An 18,393-nucleotide genomic window follows, 5' to 3' on the forward strand; every position below is an offset into this window, starting at 1 on the left:
CCAGGTGCTTCTTGAACCGGCGGGCCAAGCGTTTCCATCCGCCGCCGGGCGGCAGGGGGCTCATGATCGCGACGTGTTTGCTGCGTGAGTGCATGCAGGCAGCGGCAATCAATCGTTCTTCCAGCGTCTCGGTGAAATTCAACCGACGGTCACGCCAGATGTCGCGAATCGGTACGGGCGGATACAAGAACATCGCACCACCATAGATCCCCAGCCCGATGCCTGGGCCGACCATCTCTTGTTGGAAGTCACTGGCGAAGAATGCGAGCGTGGATTCCCATTCGTGCTCAGCGAACCAAGTCGTGCGCCAGGGGTAGTCTCGAGGGTCGGCGGGGGAGTCAAACAGCATCAGGCAGGCATCGAGTTGCCCGCGACTGGGCGGCATGACTTTAACGTAGATCTCTTTTTCGTACCAATGTCGAATTGTGTCCCGGATGTCGATTCCGTCTTTGACGCTGGTGGTGAACTTTTCAGTGCGAGCTAAGTCTTGGCCCATGATCGCCTGGGCTCGTTCGCTGACTCGGTTTCTCAGCAGTTCAATGCGTTCGTCTTCGGGCGGGTAGCTGCACTGGGAATAGGGGTTCCAATTGTGCTGCCATTCATGACGTTCTTTGTCGTTGGGCCGTCGCTGGAGCTGGATCGTTTGCCACGAAATCGGTGGTCCTGGCAAACGATTGACCAGCGACACGACATCTTGATTGGGCAAGCGAGCTTGGTCGATTCCCAGCGTGATCGGTTGATCGGATTCAGGGATCCATTGGTCGGAGTTGGCACCAGGTTCGTCCGCGTAGGCGTACTTGGTCGCGACCTCGGTGACATGCAATGCGAACTGGTCGCCGAGGACTTGTTTGCAGGCGGTGATGATCGTGACCATGTCCGGGGTCATCCGGCGGTTGATCAACGACAAGTTGCGGATGTATTGCAAGCACTTCGAAAGCAGCAACGGCGTGATCTTGCGGGCTCGGTTGCCCAGGTCGTCGAGGTAGCTTTGTCGGCCGGCGATCAACAGTTCCTTGACGCCGTCTATCTGCAAATTTTCGTCGTCTTCCAGTTCGGCTCGCGCACGTTCGTGGAGCGACGTGATGAAAGGCAACTCGCCGAACAAGAACAGCAGCGTTTTCGAATTGATTTTGTGCCGAGTCGGTGTGGAGACCTCTTCGTTTTCGAGGTCATCAACCGATCGGCCTTGGTCGGTTCGCAGGAGTCGGTGGGCATCGCGAATCCATGGCCAATGCAGAATGCTGGTGACCAGCAGAATCCGCTGGTAGATCTTTTCTAGTTCGGTGAGCTGAGCGGCCATGTAATGCATTCGGTCGCGAGTCAGCTCATCGCTCGGTGGTGGAATGCTGGGGAGGATCGCGGCGGCGAACTTTTCAATCGCAACGTGCCGGACCGCATGCGCGTCGGGCATGACGGTCGAGAAAGGTTGGAAGTGGTTCGTTTCCAGATCAATGAAGTGCCGCGGGATGTGTTCGCCCATCGCGGCGCGGATTGCCATGATCACGCTTTGGCACGGATCGATCGGCACGTAGCTGCTTGGCAGGGGATCAGCGTCTTCGTCGGCTGACTCGCCGTATTCTTCGGCCGACAATTCAGGATTGAAGGGCAGCGGCGGTTCGAACGTTGATTGTGATGCGGGGTGTTGCAACACGATCGAAGGACGCGGGAGTTCCAAGACCGCTTCTTCAACCGGTTGTTGGAAGGACGGCGGCAGCGGAACGGCCAGGCAATCGAAGTTGTGTTCGAGCATGAACCGACGGGTCAGCCAGGCGAACTGGCCACTGCCGTGGATGATGGGCAGCAGTGTGACGCGATCGTTCAGGCGTAGCAGCTCGGGGACCGTGTCGCTCATCTTTTAATCAACCAACCAAATTGGATTGCGGTTCAGCGGAGGAGGCAACGACTTCGGTTGCTGATTGGCCCAAGTAGGTTCGGGCGGCTTCGGCAACGCTTTCGATTGTCACACCACGGTAGGCGTCCAGCAACTCATCGAGAGACAGGTGGTCACCACAGCACAACCAGCGACTGCCTAACCCGAACAAGCGGTTTGATGGGCGTTCGGATTGCATGATGCAGCCGGCGACCGTCTTATTGATGATTTGGTCCAGCTCGGATTGTTCGACGCCGTCACGGGCAACTCGGCCAAGGACTTCGTTCATCAACCGAACGTTGGAATCCATGTCGTCGGCGGCGCAGACCAAGTAGGTGAACAGGGCACCGGTGTCGGTGAACTCTTGCGGCCAAAGCGTGGCGACTTCGGCGCGGCCGGTGTCAATCAAATCCCAGAACAGCCGACTGCCGCCATCATCGCCGACGATGGACGCCAGCAACCGCATTGCGTAGCGGAGCGGTGACTGCATGGACGGGCCATCGCCAAGAGTCACCCGGTAACTTTGTGCTGCATCGGGGACACTCAAGTGCTGTGTCAGTTCGATGCCTTCGGGGGTGGTGCTGAGGTCATCACCGGCCAGATCCGTCGGGGCAGGGCGGTCGAGCCAATGCTGCGTCATCTTTTCGGCTTGAGCGACCAAGCCATCAAAGTCGACGTTGCCACTGGCGGCCAGCACAATGTTCTCGGGGCGATAACGGCGATTGAAATAGGCTCGCATCGATTCGACTTGCATCGATTCGATCGAGTGAGTCGTGCCAAGCACGCGCCGTCCCAGCCCGCGAGGTCCGTAGGCACATTCCATCACCCGTTCGAAGGCGCCAAACGGGGGCTGGTCTTCGTACTTGGCGATTTCTTCCAGGATCACGTTTCGCTCGGTCGCGAAATCGTCGGCGTCGAGCGACGGGCTGAGCATGTCGGTCAGCAAGTCGACCATTCGGTCTTGGTACTTGGGCAGCACAGACGAATAGTAAACCGTTTGTTCCTCGGACGTGTAGGCGTTGGATTGACCGCCGAGTTCGTCCAGTTCGCGATTCACGTCGGCGGCCGATCGACGAGCGGTTCCTTTGAACATCATGTGTTCGAGGAAGTGGCTGAGTCCCGATTCGATGTCGGTTTCGTCACGAGCACCGGCTCGCACGAAGTAACCGACCGCAGCGGAGTAACCACGTAGGTCGATGTCGGCAACGATTCGCAACCCATTGGCCAGGGTCGTTGATTTGAGTTCGTTCATGCGAGCGTTTCGCCTCCTTGAAGGGCTTCCGGTCCGACGGTCACGATTCGGAATTGCCGCGGGCCGTGTTGGCGAAAATAGGATGCGACTTGGTCGAGGGTGATGGCTTCGATTTTGGCTTCGAGTTCTTCGGTTGGAATGACGCGTCCGAGTTGATATTGGTCGGATGCGAGTGAGCTGGCTCGTGAGCCGGCGGATTCTTGTTCCATGATCAGTCCGCTTTCGATGCGAACTTTCCAACGCGAGAGTTCTTCTTGTTCGAGGTCGTCGGCTAGGTTCTGGATTTCGCGAAGGCTGACGTCCAGCGTTTCCTGTGCTCGAGCGGGCGTGGTGCCGGCGTAACCGAACACGGCACCGTTCTGGCCGATCGTGTGTGTGCTGGCCCACACGCTGTAGCACAGTCCGCGTTGTTCGCGAACGCGATCGAACAGGCGACTGCTCATGCCATCGCTGAGGATTCCGATTCCGGCTCGCATGACGAAGTAGTCATCGCTGCCGTAGGGAATCGAATCGAAAGAAAATCCGATGTGCGTTTGGCTGCTGGGCAACTCGATGTGTTCGTTGCCATCGATCGGGGCAGGGGAGGGCAGGGCAGGGCGTTTGCCTGATTTCCAATCGCCAAAGGATTGCTCGATGGAGTCAAAGATTTGATTGGCGTCGAAGTTGCCCGCGACGGCCAGCACGCTTCCACCGGCATGATATTGATCGGTGTAGAACTGGCGGACGTCGTCCATGCTGAGCGCTTCCAGGCTCGCTTCGCTGGCGTATCCACCTCGTCCCAGGTACGGCCCGTATTGACGCTCGCGAAGACGACGCATCAAACGCTGAGTCGGTTCGTCTTGGAACGCGGCGAGTTCTTGCCGAAGAATCATTTTGGCGTCGTCGAATTGGTTGCCTGGCAAGTGTGGTCGACGAACGACGTCGGCCAGCAATTCGATGGCGGGAAGCAATGAGTCCGCGGGCATGCGTGCGGAGTAACCGGCGACGCTGGTCGCGGCCGAGTTGCCGCTGTCGATGCCCAGGTTGTCTTCGGCGGCAACCAGTTGGCGACTGTTGTAGGCACCGGCACCACGCTGGACCATTTCGCAGGTCAGCGAAGCCAGGCCATCGCGACGAGCCAAGAACTCCGTGTCGGCCAGTTGTGCTTCGCTCAAACCATGCAATTCGGTTGTGATCCCGGCAGGCAACCACAGCGTGTACGCGGCGGTTCGCAGCCAAGGCATCGGTTGCACGACGACGGTCAGGCCGTTGTCGAGCGTTCGAGTTTGAATCGGGGGAGATTGAGTGCTGAGCAAGGGAATCGCTGAGGGCTGAGGGCTGAGGAGGAGCTAGGGACCTGGGAGCTGGGAGCTAGCCCGGCATTCCGAGCGAGACAACTTCCACTGTTTTGACGCGGCCGATCAGCGTGTGGCTGCTGACATCGTCGATTTGAATGTCCATCAATTGGCCGGCTTGGCGTCGGTTGCCATCAAACACCACGATTCGGTCGCAGATGGTTCGTCCGGTCATTTGAACGACGGGCGCATCCGGATCGGATCTATCGGCTTTCTTGCTTGGTCCCTCGACCAGCACCTCGACGGTGTCGCCAATCAGTTTTTGGTTGTCCTCTTTCGAGATTCGATCTTGGACCGCCAGCAGTTCGTTGTTGCGAGCCGCTTTGACTTCGCGAGGCACATCGTCGATCAGGTTGGCGGCGGCTTTGGTGCCTTCGCGAACGCTGTACTGGAAGATGAAGCTGTTCTTGAATCGGCAGCGTTCGATCAGTTTCACCGACTTTTGGAAGTCCTCATCGGTTTCGCCGCAGAAGCCAACGATGAAGTCACTGCTGACCGAGGCTTCGGGTAGGATCGTTTCAATCCGTTCGAACATCTCCATGTAGTCGGCGATCGTGTAGCCGCGTTTCATGCGTTTAAGAACCGCGTCGCTGCCGCTTTGTGCTGGCACGTGCAAGTAAGGCGACACCTTGGGCAGATCGCGAATGGTTTCCAGCAACCGGGCGGTCATGTCTTTGGGGTAGTTCGTCACAAACTTGATGCGTTTCAAACCATCGATGTCGTGCAGACGTTCCAGCAGTCCAGCCATGTCGGTTTCGCCGTCCGGTCCGCGGTGGCGATAGCTGTTGACGGTTTGTCCGAGCAACGTGATTTCGAGTGCACCTTGTTCAGCGAGCACGCGAGCTTCGGAAACGATCTCTTCGGGCGATCGGCCTTGTTCGGGACCGCGAGTGTTGGGCACGACGCAGTAGGTGCAGAATTTGTCGCAGCCGATTTGGATTCGCAGGTAGGCTTGGAAGGGAGTCGGCCGCATGGTTGGATCCCGCAAAGGATCGAACGTTTCATGGCTGCGAGCGACGACGGTTTGCTTGCCATCTTTGCGACCCAGCGAAACGGCCATTTGCCGTCCTTCGCCGCTGGTGACTTTCGTCAGCATGTCGGGAATCGCGTGCAGTTGTCCGGGGCCGACGACCATGTCGACGAAGGGGGCACGTCGAAAGATCGTTTCTTGGTCTTTCTGAGCCATGCATCCCATCACGCCGATGGTTTTTTCGGGGTGGCGAGCTTTGGTTTCTTTGAGTTTGCCGAGGGCGCTGTACGTTTTTTCTTCGGCCTGCTCGCGAATGCTGCATGTGTTGTAGAGCAGTAGGTCGGCTTCGCCGGGAGAATCGACGACGGTGTAGCCGTGACGTTTCAAGTCGGCGATCACCATTTCGCTGTCCAGAACATTCATCTGGCAGCCGACGGTCTTGATGTAAACAGTTTTAGTCATGGAGATCACTCCGGCTCGTCTTCGGAAGGTTTTTTGCTGGCTTCGATGGCGGCCCGTTGGGCCTCTTGGGTGCGGTTAACGTGGTCCCGCAAGAGCCCCGTCAGATGGGCTTGTCGTCGGTTCATTGCACCCACGACGATCCAGGCGGCAACCGCCGCTCCGGCGACCCACAGCCAGTTGATATTGGTCAGAAAAGTTTGTCCCCACAGCGCATTCATCGCTCCAGGATAACGCCACGAGGGCGTTTCTCGGAAGACGAGCCTTTTTCAATCGGTTGAGGCCCCGTTTGGCCTTTGAAAACGTTGGGAAGACGACGATTTTCGCCATTGGTCGTGAAGCACCACAAAGCTGGGCACGAGGACCGTTCGCACATAAAGCGTGTCCAGCAGGACTCCGAGACCGAGTGCAAACCCGAGTTCCGTGATTCCCCGCAGCGTGGTCGGTTGCTTGGCAATTTGGTCGCCGAGCGATGCGGCGTCGTCACTGGTCAGGAACGCGAAGCTTTGAGTGATCCAGGGCCACCAGGACGACGCTGTCATGCTGATGAAGGTGGCGGCCATGACCAAGCCGCAGGCGGTGATGATGCCGCCGGTTCGAGCCACCGCGCGGCGGACCGCGGCGAGAGAACCGAGTTTGCGTTTCTCTTCCAGAATTCGGGTGACCAAGTAAACGTTGTAGTCCTGGCCCACGGCGACCAGGATCACAAACAAGAAAATCGGCAGTTTCCAATCCAAACCTGGGAAGGTTGGTCCGTGCCAAAAACGAAAGAACAGGTACGTCAGCCCGAGGGTGGTGTAGTAGCTGAGCAAGACGGTGGCGATCAGATAGATCGAGAGTGCAACGCGCCGAATCACCAGCACCAGCACCGCGAAAACGGCGGCGATCACGGCGAGCTTGATTCGAAAGGTGTCCGAAAGGGTGACTTCGCGAAGGTCCACGATGGATGGTGTTGTGCCCGCATAGAACGCATCGATTTTGAGTCCGGCTTGACCGAATGCGGCGGTCTGCTCGGCGATGGTTTCTTCAATTCGCTTCAGGCTGTTGCCGGCATCCTCGCTGAACGGATCTTCCTCGATGATCACGTCCATTCGAATCAGCCGATCGGCGTACTGCGGCATCGAAGACACAAAGTGCAGCTGCGTTAAACGATGATTCTGAAGTGCCCGGCGGCGCCAGGCTTCACTACTGAGCAAACTCATTTCGCGATCCGGAGGGAAATCCCCCAGCGGATCATTGCGATGACGAACGGCGGTGACGCCCTCGGTTTGATAGAGCGCCTGCGTGATAGTTTGCAGGGTTTCTTTTTGTTCCTCTTTTTGCATTGGTTGTTCGGACAGCATCAGCACCGAGATCGGTGCGAGTTGGCCGATGCCAAACTCTCGATCGAGCACTCGCATGCCCTGTCGTGTGCTGGCTGAAGCGGACAATTGTCCGCTGATGTCGTAGGTGACGGTGCGTTCGTTTTGAAAACCGATCCAAGCCGGTGGCAGCAGCAACGCCAATCCAATCAGCAATGTCGCTAACGGGCGACGCGTCAACTGGATCGCCATCCAGTTCCACAGGAGATCACCGGCTGAGCTGTCTTTGTCGTTGACGCTGCGATTGCCGATCAACTGAATCCGTGGTTCGCGGCTGACCTGACCGGCCGATGTGGGCCAGAAGACTTTGGGGCCTAACAAGCACAGACATGCGGGTGTGAGCGTCATGCAGACCAGCAATCCGATCGACAAGCACACCGCGATGATTGGGCCGGTGTGATGAAACTTTCCGAAGTCGGCAAACCAAAGCATGCCCAAGCCAACGATCGTTGTCATGGCGCTGCCGATCAACGCGCCGCTGACCTGCGTGAGTGCTTTGCGACATGCGACGGGCCAAGGTGACTGAGCGGCTTCTTCTCGCAAACGAGCAATCAAGAACAAGCAATAGTCCGTGCCAGCACCGAACAAGATGACAACCACAAAGATTCGGCTGGTCGTGTAGATCTGAATATCTAGCCCGGGAACCAGACCGGATTGCGACAACTGTGTTAGAAACGTGACCGCGGCGGTCGACACCATCACCGCGATCGCGATTGAAAACAAAGGCACGGCGACCAGCAGCGGGGCGCGATACACGATGGACAGCAGCAGTAGGATCATCACGACCGTGAACCACTCCGTGTACTGAATGGCGGAGCGAGCGGCCGAAAGGGTTTGTCCGCCGATCGCGGCTGAACCGGTGACGATCAACTGCGGTGATCCTGTTTCGGAACGTTCGTCTTCGGTCAGGTAGGCGTGGCTGTAGGCGATCGTTTCGTCGACGATCTCTTGCAGTTGTTCCAGCAGTTCGATGTTGCCCGTTGCCGCCAGTTCGCTAGAAAGAGTCAGCACAGCGAGGCGAGCGCGCGGGGTTTTCAGCTGTGAACCCAGCGTGCGATCTTCCCAGCTGTAGATGTCCAGCAGCGGTTCCCAGTCCTTCAGTGGCCGCTTTGAAATCGGCAACACGGACATGGGGAGGTCTGAGTCCAAGACCAAAGCGGCTTCGAGATCCTCGGCCACACGGGCGGTGGTTTCGGAAATGGAGGATGCTTTTTTGTCCGGTTCGGTCTCCGCATCGGTGTCGCCAGGAGCGGCGGCTGTCTCCGGTGCAGTGGATGGTTGGATCACCATTTGCGAACCGAGCAAATTGCCTCGGTCCCAGTAAGCGATCGCCATGCGTGGTTCGTAGGGAGTCGGTGAAGTCTCAGGGACTCGGTCGCCGAGAGCTTCGTAGAACTGCGAATCGATTTCGATTGCTTGGTCAAACGCCTGCGCGGCAACCACCCACCATCGATTGATCGACTCGTCTCCGCTGTCGTCGCGAAGTTGCATCGCACGTTGCCAAGCGACTTCACCGAGCCGGTGATAGAGGCGGCGGAGCAAGTCCAGGCCGATCAGACGATCGGTCTTTGTCAGGTCTTGTTCGGCGCGAGAAAGCGTGACAACCATTTGGCTGCGTGCCCGCGTGCCGAAGAAGGCTTCATCGAGCAACTTGCCGCCCGCGACGCTGGTTTGTGTCGCGGGAAGATATTCGAAGTCGCCGTCGAGGGCGACTTGTTTCCAAGAAGGCGAAAACGCTTTGCAGAGGACTGCAAAAACGACCCAACCCAAAACGATCCAATGAGCACGTGCAATGACCTGTCGAGAGAATCGTTGGGTGGCGCTGGTTTTCATTAATCGCGAGATGGACGGCGACGCGGGGAGTCATTGTTGTCGCGCCGACGATCATCTGAATTTGAATTGCGATCCCGTGAAGGACGCGCATCGGATTCAACTCCCAAAGCCGCCAGGGCTCGCTGGACGGCCTCGGCCGAGACGCCTCCGCTGAGATTGATGATCTCAACGTCGCCTCCCGGTTTCGCGGCAACGTCCAACTTGTCGACCATCTCAGCGATCAAGTCAAGCAGCGACTCGCCTTCGGCACTGATTAACAACGTGTTGCCGACTTCGTCGACACCCATGGAAAGCTTGCCGTTGAAGGAGAAATCCTGTCCGCCACCATCTTTTCCGCTTTCGCTGTCTTCCAATCCACTGCCGCTCTCACGGTTACTTGCCGTCTTTGCCCCCCCACGTTGGCCGCCTCGTCCACCACCGCCTTGGAACGCTTTGTCGTTGCTGCTGAGCAAATCGCGATACGCGTCCTTCACTGTTTCGGCAATTTTCGCCGCACTGCCATATTGGATCTGCACCAGCTTTGTGTACCGGACCTTTCGCGGATTGACCGGTTCAGGAACGTCCCACAAACGGATGAGCTCTTCGATGGTTTGTAATTGTTGACCTGTCGCCCCACTGACGATCAGAGTGCCAGTATCGGAGTTAGGAAGAAACTTCAATTTGCCCGCGGCATCCAGGCCTTTCGGACCTTTGTCTTCCGAATCTCCACTGCCGAAGATGTAGCGATAGAATCGATCCGATTCATCCTCATCGTCTTCGCCGTCCTCTTCGAAGTAATCTTCCAGATCGAGTGCGATGTAGGTAACGGATGCATATCGGATACGGAAAACATGGTAAGGACGCCTTGGTGGCGAGACCTGGAGCATTAAGTCTTCTAATCGATCCAGCGCGTCGGTGTCGTCACTACGGAGGATCAGATTGCCTGCCGCGTCCAACTTGATTTCGATCTTCGGCTTGGATGATGCTGGCTTGGACGAAACGTTGGTTGTCGTTGCGATCGAGCGGTCGGTTGCAGGTGTCGATTCCTGGTTGGGCAAGTTGGTTGGCTCGCCGTCATCGGAAAAAGCGTTGACCCAAGTGAGTTGCTCTTGTGATTGACCAATGCCGGTGAGTTCGGTTTCCGGCGGCAAGATCACCGCTGGAGCCTCCTCAGTCTCTTCCGTTGAATCTTCGTCTTCGGTTTTCGTGTCTTCTTCTTCGCGTTCTTCGCCAATCGCATCGATCGGATCTTTGAATTCGTCAGCATCCGGTAGCACCAATTCAGTCCCGGAAAGCTGTTGCCAACGTCGTTGCAAACGTTGAAGGTACTCAAGCGTTTCGGGAGTGGCCGAAGCTTCGATGATACGCATTGTTCGTTCGCTTCCGCCGGGCGGTGGAAGTTCACCGAGTTTGATCAGCAGTGAACGGACCTCTTCCATTTCCGTTTCATTCGCCCAAAGCAAGACTTGGCGGTAGGCGACGTTGGCGGTCACACGGAATTTGTCCTTGTCTTTATCGTCGTCATCATCGTTTCCGCCCCATCCGTAGTAGCTGTATCGCGAACGGGAGTTGTTGTCGTCTTCTTCGGGTTCTTGACCCATCAGGAATGAAATGGACTCCGCCACTTCGGCCGCACCGAGACGGCGCAATTGCAGCACTTCCAAGCGGCGTTTGCCGCCATCGAGCCGTTCGATCAGCGATTTGATGATGAAGCGATCCGCGGCCGAGCCGGAAACGATGACCGCCGAGTTGTCTTTGTCGACGCGAATTCGTGTGGTGGGTTCCAGAACGTTCATCTCTTGAGCGATCTCGATCAGCTTTTCAGGATCCAGTGATACCAATCGAAACACATCGACTCGTGATGTCGCATCGGTGAGGCTGCGGAGTGATCCACCGGGCACGTCGATGCGTTTGATGAACTCAGCGGCGATCGCGACTCGATCAAGCGGAGCTCGAACGAGGACGGAGTTTTGACGTGTGTTGGCGACGATTGAGATTTCGACATCGCCTTTTGTGTCGCCACCCTTTTTGCCTTGCTGTTGTTGCATCTGCTGCATTCGCTGCATCATTTGCATTTGTTGTTGAGACATCGGGGCGGAGTCTTTTTTCTCGACGCCGAGGAATTGCTCCAGCATGCTTTTGGCTTCTTCGGCAGGGATGTGCCGCAGACGGAACTCCGGTGCCAAGGCGTCTCGGCTGGCCGCGTCGCGTTCTTCGGCGAGCAAATGAGCGACTTGCCGCAGGTTCACTGCGACGTCCATCACTTCGATGCGGTTGGTGGTTGCCAACGGGATCATTTTGCCCGCGCTGCTGAGCATGGCTTTGAGTTCTTCGGAGAGTTTTTCTGCTGACAGCCAACCTGCGTCGAGCATCGTGCGAACGTAGCGGTGATCCTCCAGGTCGTTCAGTTCGCTGGCGTCCACGCGCCGCACCATCCCAGGATTCACGGCGTCGGTTTTGACAATTGCGATGCCGCCTTCCAAGTCTAGCATCGTGTAGCCGCGGGCCAGCAAGTGGCGGTTGATCAAGTCAGCTGTTTGGGAAACGGTCAAACGATCGGGGCTGATCAAATTGACGGTGTCCCCGGGCAACTCTTGCCAGTCGATCGGTTGTTCGGAGATGTCTGACAACCAGCGCACCAAATCGACCCAGCCTTGATTGCGGAACCGGAAGCCGACTTTGCCGTCGTCGCCGACGGTGGCTTTCAATTCACTTGGGTCGGATGACTTGGCTTCGACGCTGTCACGGCGAATGACCTTGGGAGCGGCTGATTCGGGCGGTTTACCTTCGCCGCCGTTGGCATCTTTCTTCTCGCCATCCTTGCCATCGGGTTTGGAACCCGGTGGTGGGCCACCTGGCGGACGTCCACCAGGGGCCGGCATGGGACCATTGGTGGTGATCGTTTTGCCATCAGCGGTCCGAATCACCGTGGGAGATTGGGCGGAGACGGGCAATGAAAAAATCGCCAGAAACATCGACAAGACTGCTACGCGGGACGCCCAGAGACAGGCTCCGGATTGATCGGCAGATCTCGGCATTCCAGGTGGAAGTGAAAGCGGCACAAGTGCGCTCTTGTGAAAGAAGAATGGGACGTTGGGGGACGTCGTGCGGGGATGACGGCGGATGAAGCACCCGCACGAGTATTATGGATGAACCCCTCCTATAACACAAACAAAACACCCCACGAGAGCCAAATGGGTTCTATCGACTCGCAAAAAGCCGATTGGTACGCTTTGGGGGAACAACGATTGCACTGCTGAACAATTTGGCGTTTGGTTCACTACAGTATGCGTGTTGCGCCCCGCGGGAAGATCCTCGTCGCAACGAGGTCGCGGGGGCTGCTTCTGATTGAACGGCCGCTTTGAATCCAAATGGGCGAGTGTTTTCGCCAGACAGACATTGTCAGACTTAGTTTCGAGCACCGCTCGGTCGATTTTCTTCTTTCACCAAACAAACGCAAAGTAGTTTTCAATGAACCGCTTTTTTTCGCTCCCCGTCGCGTGGACACGTAAGACTCTGCTAGGTGCCGCCTGCGGAGTTGCCTTTTTGACCGGCGGCATTGCGGCCCAAGCCGAGCCGACGTTGACCGTGGGATCGAAAGCGCCTTCGCTCGACATTGAGCACTACATCCACGAAGACCTCGGGAAATTCGGTCCCGTTACCGATTTCGAAGATGGCAAAATCTACGTTGTTGAGTTTTGGGCGACCTGGTGTGGTCCCTGCATCCAAAGCATGCCTCACCTGGTTGAGCTGCAAGAACGACATCGCGAAAATGGTGTTCAGATCGTCAGCATCTCGGACGAAGATTTGGAAACAGTCGAAGGCATTCTGGAACGTGATTACCCAGGCAAAGAAGGCGTCACGTTTGCAGAACTGACATCGGCTTACACACTGACGGTCGATCCCGACGGTTCATCGACCGATGACTACATGCGTGCCGCGAATCAAAACGGGATTCCCGCCGCATTCTTGGTTGGCAAGACCGGTTTGATTGAGTGGATCGGACACCCAATGAGCCTCGACGAGCCGTTGGAACAAGTCATCGAAGGAACGTGGGATCGCGAAGCCTTCAAGGAATCGATGGCTCGCCAGCAGCGTCTGGAAGAAGCGATGCAAAAGGTCAATCGTTTGGCCGGAGAAGGCAACTTTGACGACGCCATCAAAGTCATCGACAAGATTTTGGAAGAGTTCAAAGATGTCGATGACGAGATGGGCCAGTCGGTTCGTGAGCAATTGACTCAGTTCAAGTACGGTCTGCGTCTGGACTCGGGTGATCTTTCCGAAGACGTGATGACGTACTTCCGTGGTCAACTGAAGGACGCGAAGGGCAACCCACAAGCCATGGCTCAGTTCTCCTATGGTTTGATGTCATCGATTCAACAAGGAGCCAAAGTTGGCAAGTTGGCCGACGAAACGTTGGTTGCACTCAACGCTGAAATCGAAGGAGCTGATCCACAAATTCAGCCTTTGATGCACGTCTTGGTCGCTCAGATGAACGCATCGTTGGAACGATTCGACGAGGCGATTGAGGCACAGAAACAAGCGATCGAGAAATCGGAAGGTCGTCAAAAAGACCGCATGGAAAGCATGCTGGAAGAGCTCGAAGAACTCGCGGATGCGGGTTCGGCCACCGAAGAGTCTGACGATAAAAAGGAAGACTCGTCGGAAGACGGTGAGTGATCCAGTCACAGGCGGACAAGCCCGATCAACCGTCTCGTTTGCGGTTGTCGGGAATCAGTAAACGGTTTGGCTCCACCCAAGCTCTGTCGAATGTTTCGATGGAAGTGGAAGGTGGCCAAGCCATCGCGGTTATCGGTGAAAACGGTGCCGGCAAAAGCACGCTGATGAAAGTGCTGGCCGGGATCGTCTCGCCGGACCAAGGTGAAATTGAATTGGACGGCCAAGTGCTTTCTTGGTCCGGTCCCCGTGATGCGATCGATGCTGGCATCGCGTTGATTCACCAAGAGCTGAACCTGCACGACAATTTAAGCGTTGCTGAGAATTTGTTTCTCGGTCGCGAGCCTTCTCGGTTTGGCTTGCTGGATCGTGCCGAGCTTCGACGCACGGCGTCGTCATGGCTGGACCGAGTTGGTTTGTCGGTGTCGCCGGATGCTCCTGTCGGGCCGCTCCCCATTGCGTCCAAGCAGCTGATCGAGATCGCACGTGCTTTATCGACTGATGCTCGCGTGGTCATCATGGACGAACCGACCAGCAGTCTGAGCGAAGATGAATCGCTGCGGTTGTTCGAGTTGATCGAACGGCTTCGCGAAGAAGGTGTCGCGATCCTTTATATCTCGCACCGTTTGCATGAAATCATTCGTTTGGCTGATCGAGTGGAAGTGCTGCGAGACGGCGAGCACGTCGAAACGCTGACGAAGGGCAACATCACCCACGACACCATGGTGCGTGCCATGGTGGGACGCGATCTCACGCGTCGATCTCACGAAACCGCGAAAGAGTGTCTTGAACCTCGACTCACCGTGTCGGGGTTGAAGGTCGGATCCCGTGCGGCACCTCCGGTTGATCTACAAGTGCTCGGTGGTGAAGTGGTCGCCCTCGTCGGATTGGTCGGGGCAGGGCGAACCGAGATTGTGGAAACAATTTTCGGCGTCCGCGAACGGTTCGGCGGCGAGATCTTGATCGATTCCGAACCGCTCAAAGGCGGTGTCGACTCGGCAATCGCAGCCGGGTTGGCATTGGTGCCGGAAGATCGGAAGCGGACCGGTTTGTTGATCCAATCCAGCGTGGGTGATAACGCGACCATCGTCTCGATGACTCGAGAAGGAGTGTTCCGGAGTCGCAAAACGGAACGTGCAACGGCCGCAGAATTGATCGATCGGCTGCGAGTGAAGACTGCTTCGCAAGAAATTGAGATTGCTTCTTTGTCCGGTGGAAACCAGCAAAAGGTGGCTTTGGCGAAGTGGTTGGCCGGTGATGTGAAGGTCTTGATGCTCGACGAGCCAACACGAGGCGTCGACATTGGCGCAAAATCTGAGATCTACGAAGTGATCGATCAGTTGGCGAGCCAAGGCATGGGAGTGTTGGTGGTCAGCAGCGAAATGGAAGAAGTCTTTGCGATCGCCGATCGGGTGATTGTCATTTCCGATGGTTGTGTCGCGGGTGAATTGACAAGATCGGAATTGACCGAAGAGGCGATCATGCGTCTCGCGGTGGCAAAGGGCGAACCTGCCCAAGGTTGAATAGCCCAAGGTTGAATAGAATGCGTGGAAAGAATTTTGGCATCTTCGCGTTGCTGATCGCGATTGTGGTCATTGCAACTTGGTTGGAAGGCAACTTTGTCGCCGCTGCTAACTTGAAGACGCTGATCCGTGACACCAGTTTGTACGGATTGATCTCAATCGGTGTCGCCATGGTGATCATCACGGGCGGAATTGATCTGTCGATCGGTTCGCTGATTGCGTTGTGCGGTGTGATGATGGTCCAAGTCATCGATGTGCGCTACGAAAGATACGATGCGATTGGAAGTATCGCCGTGATTGAACGTCCGGACGAAGGTGACACGCGAATTCGGATTGATACCGGGATCGATCCGGTCCGAGCGGGTGACCGGATCGTTTACGCGGGCGCATTCAGTGAATCGAAGGTCTACCTCACGGGGCAAGTGGAAGAAGCCGGCAACGTCTGGCTGACGAGCGGCAACCCGGCACGCTCGTTGCAAACGGGCACGGAAGTCTCGCTGGAACGCATTCGCTACACCAATCCGTTGCTCGCTTGCGGGTTGGTGTTGTTGGCTGGTGCGTTCATCGGTGCCTTGCATGGCTTGCTTGTTACTCGGGCTCACCTGCAACCGTTTGTGGTGACGCTTTGTGGGTTGCTGGTCTATCGCGGTTTGGCTCGAGTTTGGACCGGGGATGATCAAGTCGGGTTGGGCAGCGCGTTGGCCGATTTCAAAGCGACGGTGACGGGCAACGTTTTTGAATTCCCATTGCCATTGGTCGCGAAGCTATCGGGAGCGTCGGAGTCTTGGTCCGAGTGGACTTGGATCGCGTTCCCGTTCACCGGTGTATTGTTGATCATCGTCGCCTTCGCGGCATGGATCTTTTTGGAACACAGCGTGGCGGGACGTCATTTGTTGGCCGTCGGCGAGAACGAAGAAGCGGCTCGTTTCAGCGGCATTCGCACCGAACGACTGATTGTGATGGCATATGTCGTCAGTGGTCTGCTGGCGGCTCTTGCCGGGATTCTTTTCCTGTTGGAATGGAATTCAGTCCAGCCCGGTTCGAGTGGCAATTTCTACGAGCTCTACGCAATCGCGGCAGCGGTGCTGGGCGGTTGTTCACTGCGCGGCGGCCGAGGAGCGGTCTTTGGCGTGATCGCGGGTGCCGCGGTGATGCGATGCCTGTACAAAGCCATCGTGGTGCTGGGCATCGAGCAGCAATGGGAGATGGTCATCATTGGCGGCGCATTGCTGGCCAGCGTGCTGTTCGATGAAATCTGGCGACGCTATCAGCTGTGGAAGTCAGCCAAGTCCGTGGTCGCGACCTAGACCGCAGTCAGCCTGCTGATCAGGGCTGGAACGTCAACGTGACTTCGGTGCGATAGCGTTTGCCATCTCGCAGGATCACCATCGAGATCGGTCGTTGATCGGGCTGGGCCATACCGGCCAATGCAACCAAGTGATCATCGTCTTCGACGTTGATGGAATCGAACTGCAGGATGATGTCGCCCCGTTGCAGGTGAGCCAATTCGGCCGGCGATCCAGGACGAATGTCCTTCACGCGTGCTCCACCCAATTTGATTTCTTCTTGCGAACCAAATCGCGAATCGAAGTCGGGTGTGATCTTCATCGATGCGTAGATGCCCGATGCCGGAGACAGATCCGCGGCGGCGAAGTTAGGGTCCAACGTCACGCCGAGGTACCCGCGACGCAGGCGACCGTGAACGATCAGTTCTTCCGCCACGCGAGCGGCCATGTTGATCGGAATTGCGAATCCGATGCCTTCGCTGCCACCGCTGCTGCTGGCAATCGCGGTGTTGAGCGCGATCACTTCGCCGCGAAGGTTCAGCAGCGGGCCACCACTGTTGCCAGGGTTGATTGCGGCATCGGTTTGGAAGAAATCTTGCAGATCAATTCGTTCTTCACCCAATGACAAGTCGCGTCGACCCTTGGCACTCAAGATGCCAAACGTGACCGAATGGCTGAGTCCGAACGGGCTACCGATGGCGATGACGAAGTCGCCGATTTGAACTTCGTCGCTGTCGGCCAATCGAGCGGCGGGTGGCATCTTGGCGAACGAGCTGGTTCCGCGACGGATCGAGTCCCGCTCAGCTGATTCGATTCCTGCGATCGACGGTGACAGTTTCATGACAGCAACGTCGGTGTTGGGATCCATCAAGATTTTTTCCGGGACCCAACGTCGACCGTCACTGGTACGCATCACAATTTGATTGGACGCCGCACCCTTGATGACATGGCGATTGGTCAGAACCCAAGATTCACCGGCGACGTCGAGAACGACACCACTGCCGGCTTCATCAAACGACTCGGCTGTCGCACCACTGCCTTGCGTCTTATGAGCCTCGATGTGGATCACGCTGGGTTTAACCAAGTGGCTGACCCGGCGGACCAAATTGCCTAACCGGTCGAAGTGTTCAAACTCTTCGGCCAAGTCTTCGAACAAACGATCTCGCGCCACGTCGACTTGATCCGACGTCGGCAACATTTTGCCTGACCGAGGCCCTTCCAAGCGAGAGCCACTGCTAACGATGTCACGATCAGAGCCTACCCGCAGGCCTTGGCGTGGTCCGTTGTCTTGGGCCGATGCCAGCGGGCTATGGTGAACTCCAGACAACAAAGCCAGCAGCGTAAGTGTCGCTGCGTGGATGGTTGTTCTGAAGGAAACACTCATCGAAGTTCCATCCGCGATCGGGAAGTGTTTGCCAGAAATTGACACACAACTGCATTCGTCACGTTGGAGATTGATCACGTTGGCGAACGTCCGGACGCGGGAGTTGAACGATGAGGAACGGGGGTGCCCCGAACACAGACCGATTGAAATGACGATCGGAAATGCGGGGCGATTCTACGCATCGTCCAAGTCGCGGGACCAGCTTTTGTTTGCCGGCGGGGTGACGCATAACTGCCAGAAACCGACCAATCCGAACGTGAATCCGAGGGATTTCGCTCAATCCGAGCGGGGAATGGTAATGATTGTTCCGGTCTTTTGGGTTAAAGGGGCGTTCTATGTTGTTTGGCGGGATGCAGACATTTATTCTGAGGGCAATTATCTGGTCCCTTGATTAGGGGATACATCGCACGCGAATGGCTGGTCTCATCATGAAACGTACACCTTGGAAAGCTCGACCGTCTCAGT

The 18,393-nt window shown here is 56.7% G+C and carries 11 protein-coding genes; 3 read left to right on the forward strand and 8 right to left on the reverse strand.

Annotation, left to right across the window (positions count from 1 at the left end; translation table 11 throughout):
• The 7 genes from RE6C_RS01300 to RE6C_RS01330 form a co-directional block, all read right to left on the reverse strand.
• The coding region (locus RE6C_RS01300) for a hypothetical protein (protein WP_008653131.1) at nucleotides 1-1,852 on the reverse strand (1,852 nt) is incomplete at its 3' end.
• Nucleotides 1,853-1,859: 7 nt separating this feature from the next.
• Nucleotides 1,860-3,122 carry a M16 family metallopeptidase gene (locus RE6C_RS01305; protein WP_008653134.1) on the reverse strand — a complete coding sequence of 421 codons (1,263 nt, stop codon included), beginning with the start codon at nucleotides 3,120-3,122 and terminating at the stop codon, nucleotides 1,860-1,862.
• Nucleotides 3,119-4,417, reverse strand: a complete 1,299-nt coding sequence (locus tag RE6C_RS01310; RefSeq protein ID WP_008653137.1) for a M16 family metallopeptidase — start codon at nucleotides 4,415-4,417, stop codon at nucleotides 3,119-3,121. Before RE6C_RS01310 ends, RE6C_RS01305 begins: the two co-directional genes overlap by 4 nt.
• A 55-nt stretch (nucleotides 4,418-4,472) precedes the next feature.
• Complete coding sequence (miaB, locus tag RE6C_RS01315) at nucleotides 4,473-5,888, reverse strand: tRNA (N6-isopentenyl adenosine(37)-C2)-methylthiotransferase MiaB (protein ID WP_039960908.1); 1,416 nt, start codon at nucleotides 5,886-5,888, stop codon at nucleotides 4,473-4,475.
• A 5-nt stretch (nucleotides 5,889-5,893) separates the two neighbouring features.
• Complete coding sequence (locus RE6C_RS01320; RefSeq protein WP_007327202.1) at nucleotides 5,894-6,106, reverse strand: hypothetical protein; 213 nt, start codon at nucleotides 6,104-6,106, stop codon at nucleotides 5,894-5,896.
• Nucleotides 6,107-6,154: 48 nt separating this feature from the next.
• On the reverse strand, nucleotides 6,155-9,079 hold the full coding sequence (locus tag RE6C_RS01325; RefSeq protein WP_008653145.1) for an MMPL family transporter: 2,925 nt from the start codon (nucleotides 9,077-9,079) through the stop codon (nucleotides 6,155-6,157).
• Entirely contained in the window at nucleotides 9,079-12,033 is a 2,955-nt protein-coding gene (locus RE6C_RS01330) for a secretin N-terminal domain-containing protein (RefSeq protein ID WP_008653149.1), read from the reverse strand. Before RE6C_RS01330 ends, RE6C_RS01325 begins: the two co-directional genes overlap by 1 nt.
• A gap of 496 nt (nucleotides 12,034-12,529) precedes the next feature.
• On the opposite strand from RE6C_RS01330, the gene RE6C_RS01340 reads away from it, so the two are divergent.
• From RE6C_RS01340 to RE6C_RS01350, 3 genes are read left to right on the forward strand one after another with little or no spacing between them, the layout of a single operon-like run.
• Nucleotides 12,530-13,738: a TlpA family protein disulfide reductase gene (locus RE6C_RS01340; RefSeq protein WP_039960914.1), complete on the forward strand. Its 1,209-nt coding sequence runs from the start codon at nucleotides 12,530-12,532 to the stop codon at nucleotides 13,736-13,738.
• Nucleotides 13,735-15,258 carry a sugar ABC transporter ATP-binding protein gene (locus tag RE6C_RS01345; RefSeq protein ID WP_008653153.1) on the forward strand — a complete coding sequence of 508 codons (1,524 nt, stop codon included), beginning with the start codon at nucleotides 13,735-13,737 and terminating at the stop codon, nucleotides 15,256-15,258. Before RE6C_RS01340 ends, RE6C_RS01345 begins: the two co-directional genes overlap by 4 nt.
• 20 nt (nucleotides 15,259-15,278) lie before the next feature.
• Entirely contained in the window at nucleotides 15,279-16,565 is a 1,287-nt protein-coding gene (locus RE6C_RS01350; RefSeq protein ID WP_008653154.1) for an ABC transporter permease, read from the forward strand.
• Between the two features lie 19 nt (nucleotides 16,566-16,584).
• On the opposite strand, the gene RE6C_RS01355 is transcribed toward RE6C_RS01350, so the two are convergent.
• Nucleotides 16,585-17,742 (reverse strand): S1C family serine protease, encoded by a 1,158-nt coding sequence (locus tag RE6C_RS01355; RefSeq protein WP_008653155.1) that lies wholly within the window; start codon nucleotides 17,740-17,742, stop codon nucleotides 16,585-16,587.
• Nucleotides 17,743-18,393 lie beyond the last annotated feature (651 nt).

The organism is Rhodopirellula europaea 6C (assembly GCF_000338295.1).
GTDB classification, from domain to species: Bacteria; Planctomycetota; Planctomycetia; order Pirellulales; family Pirellulaceae; genus Rhodopirellula; species Rhodopirellula europaea.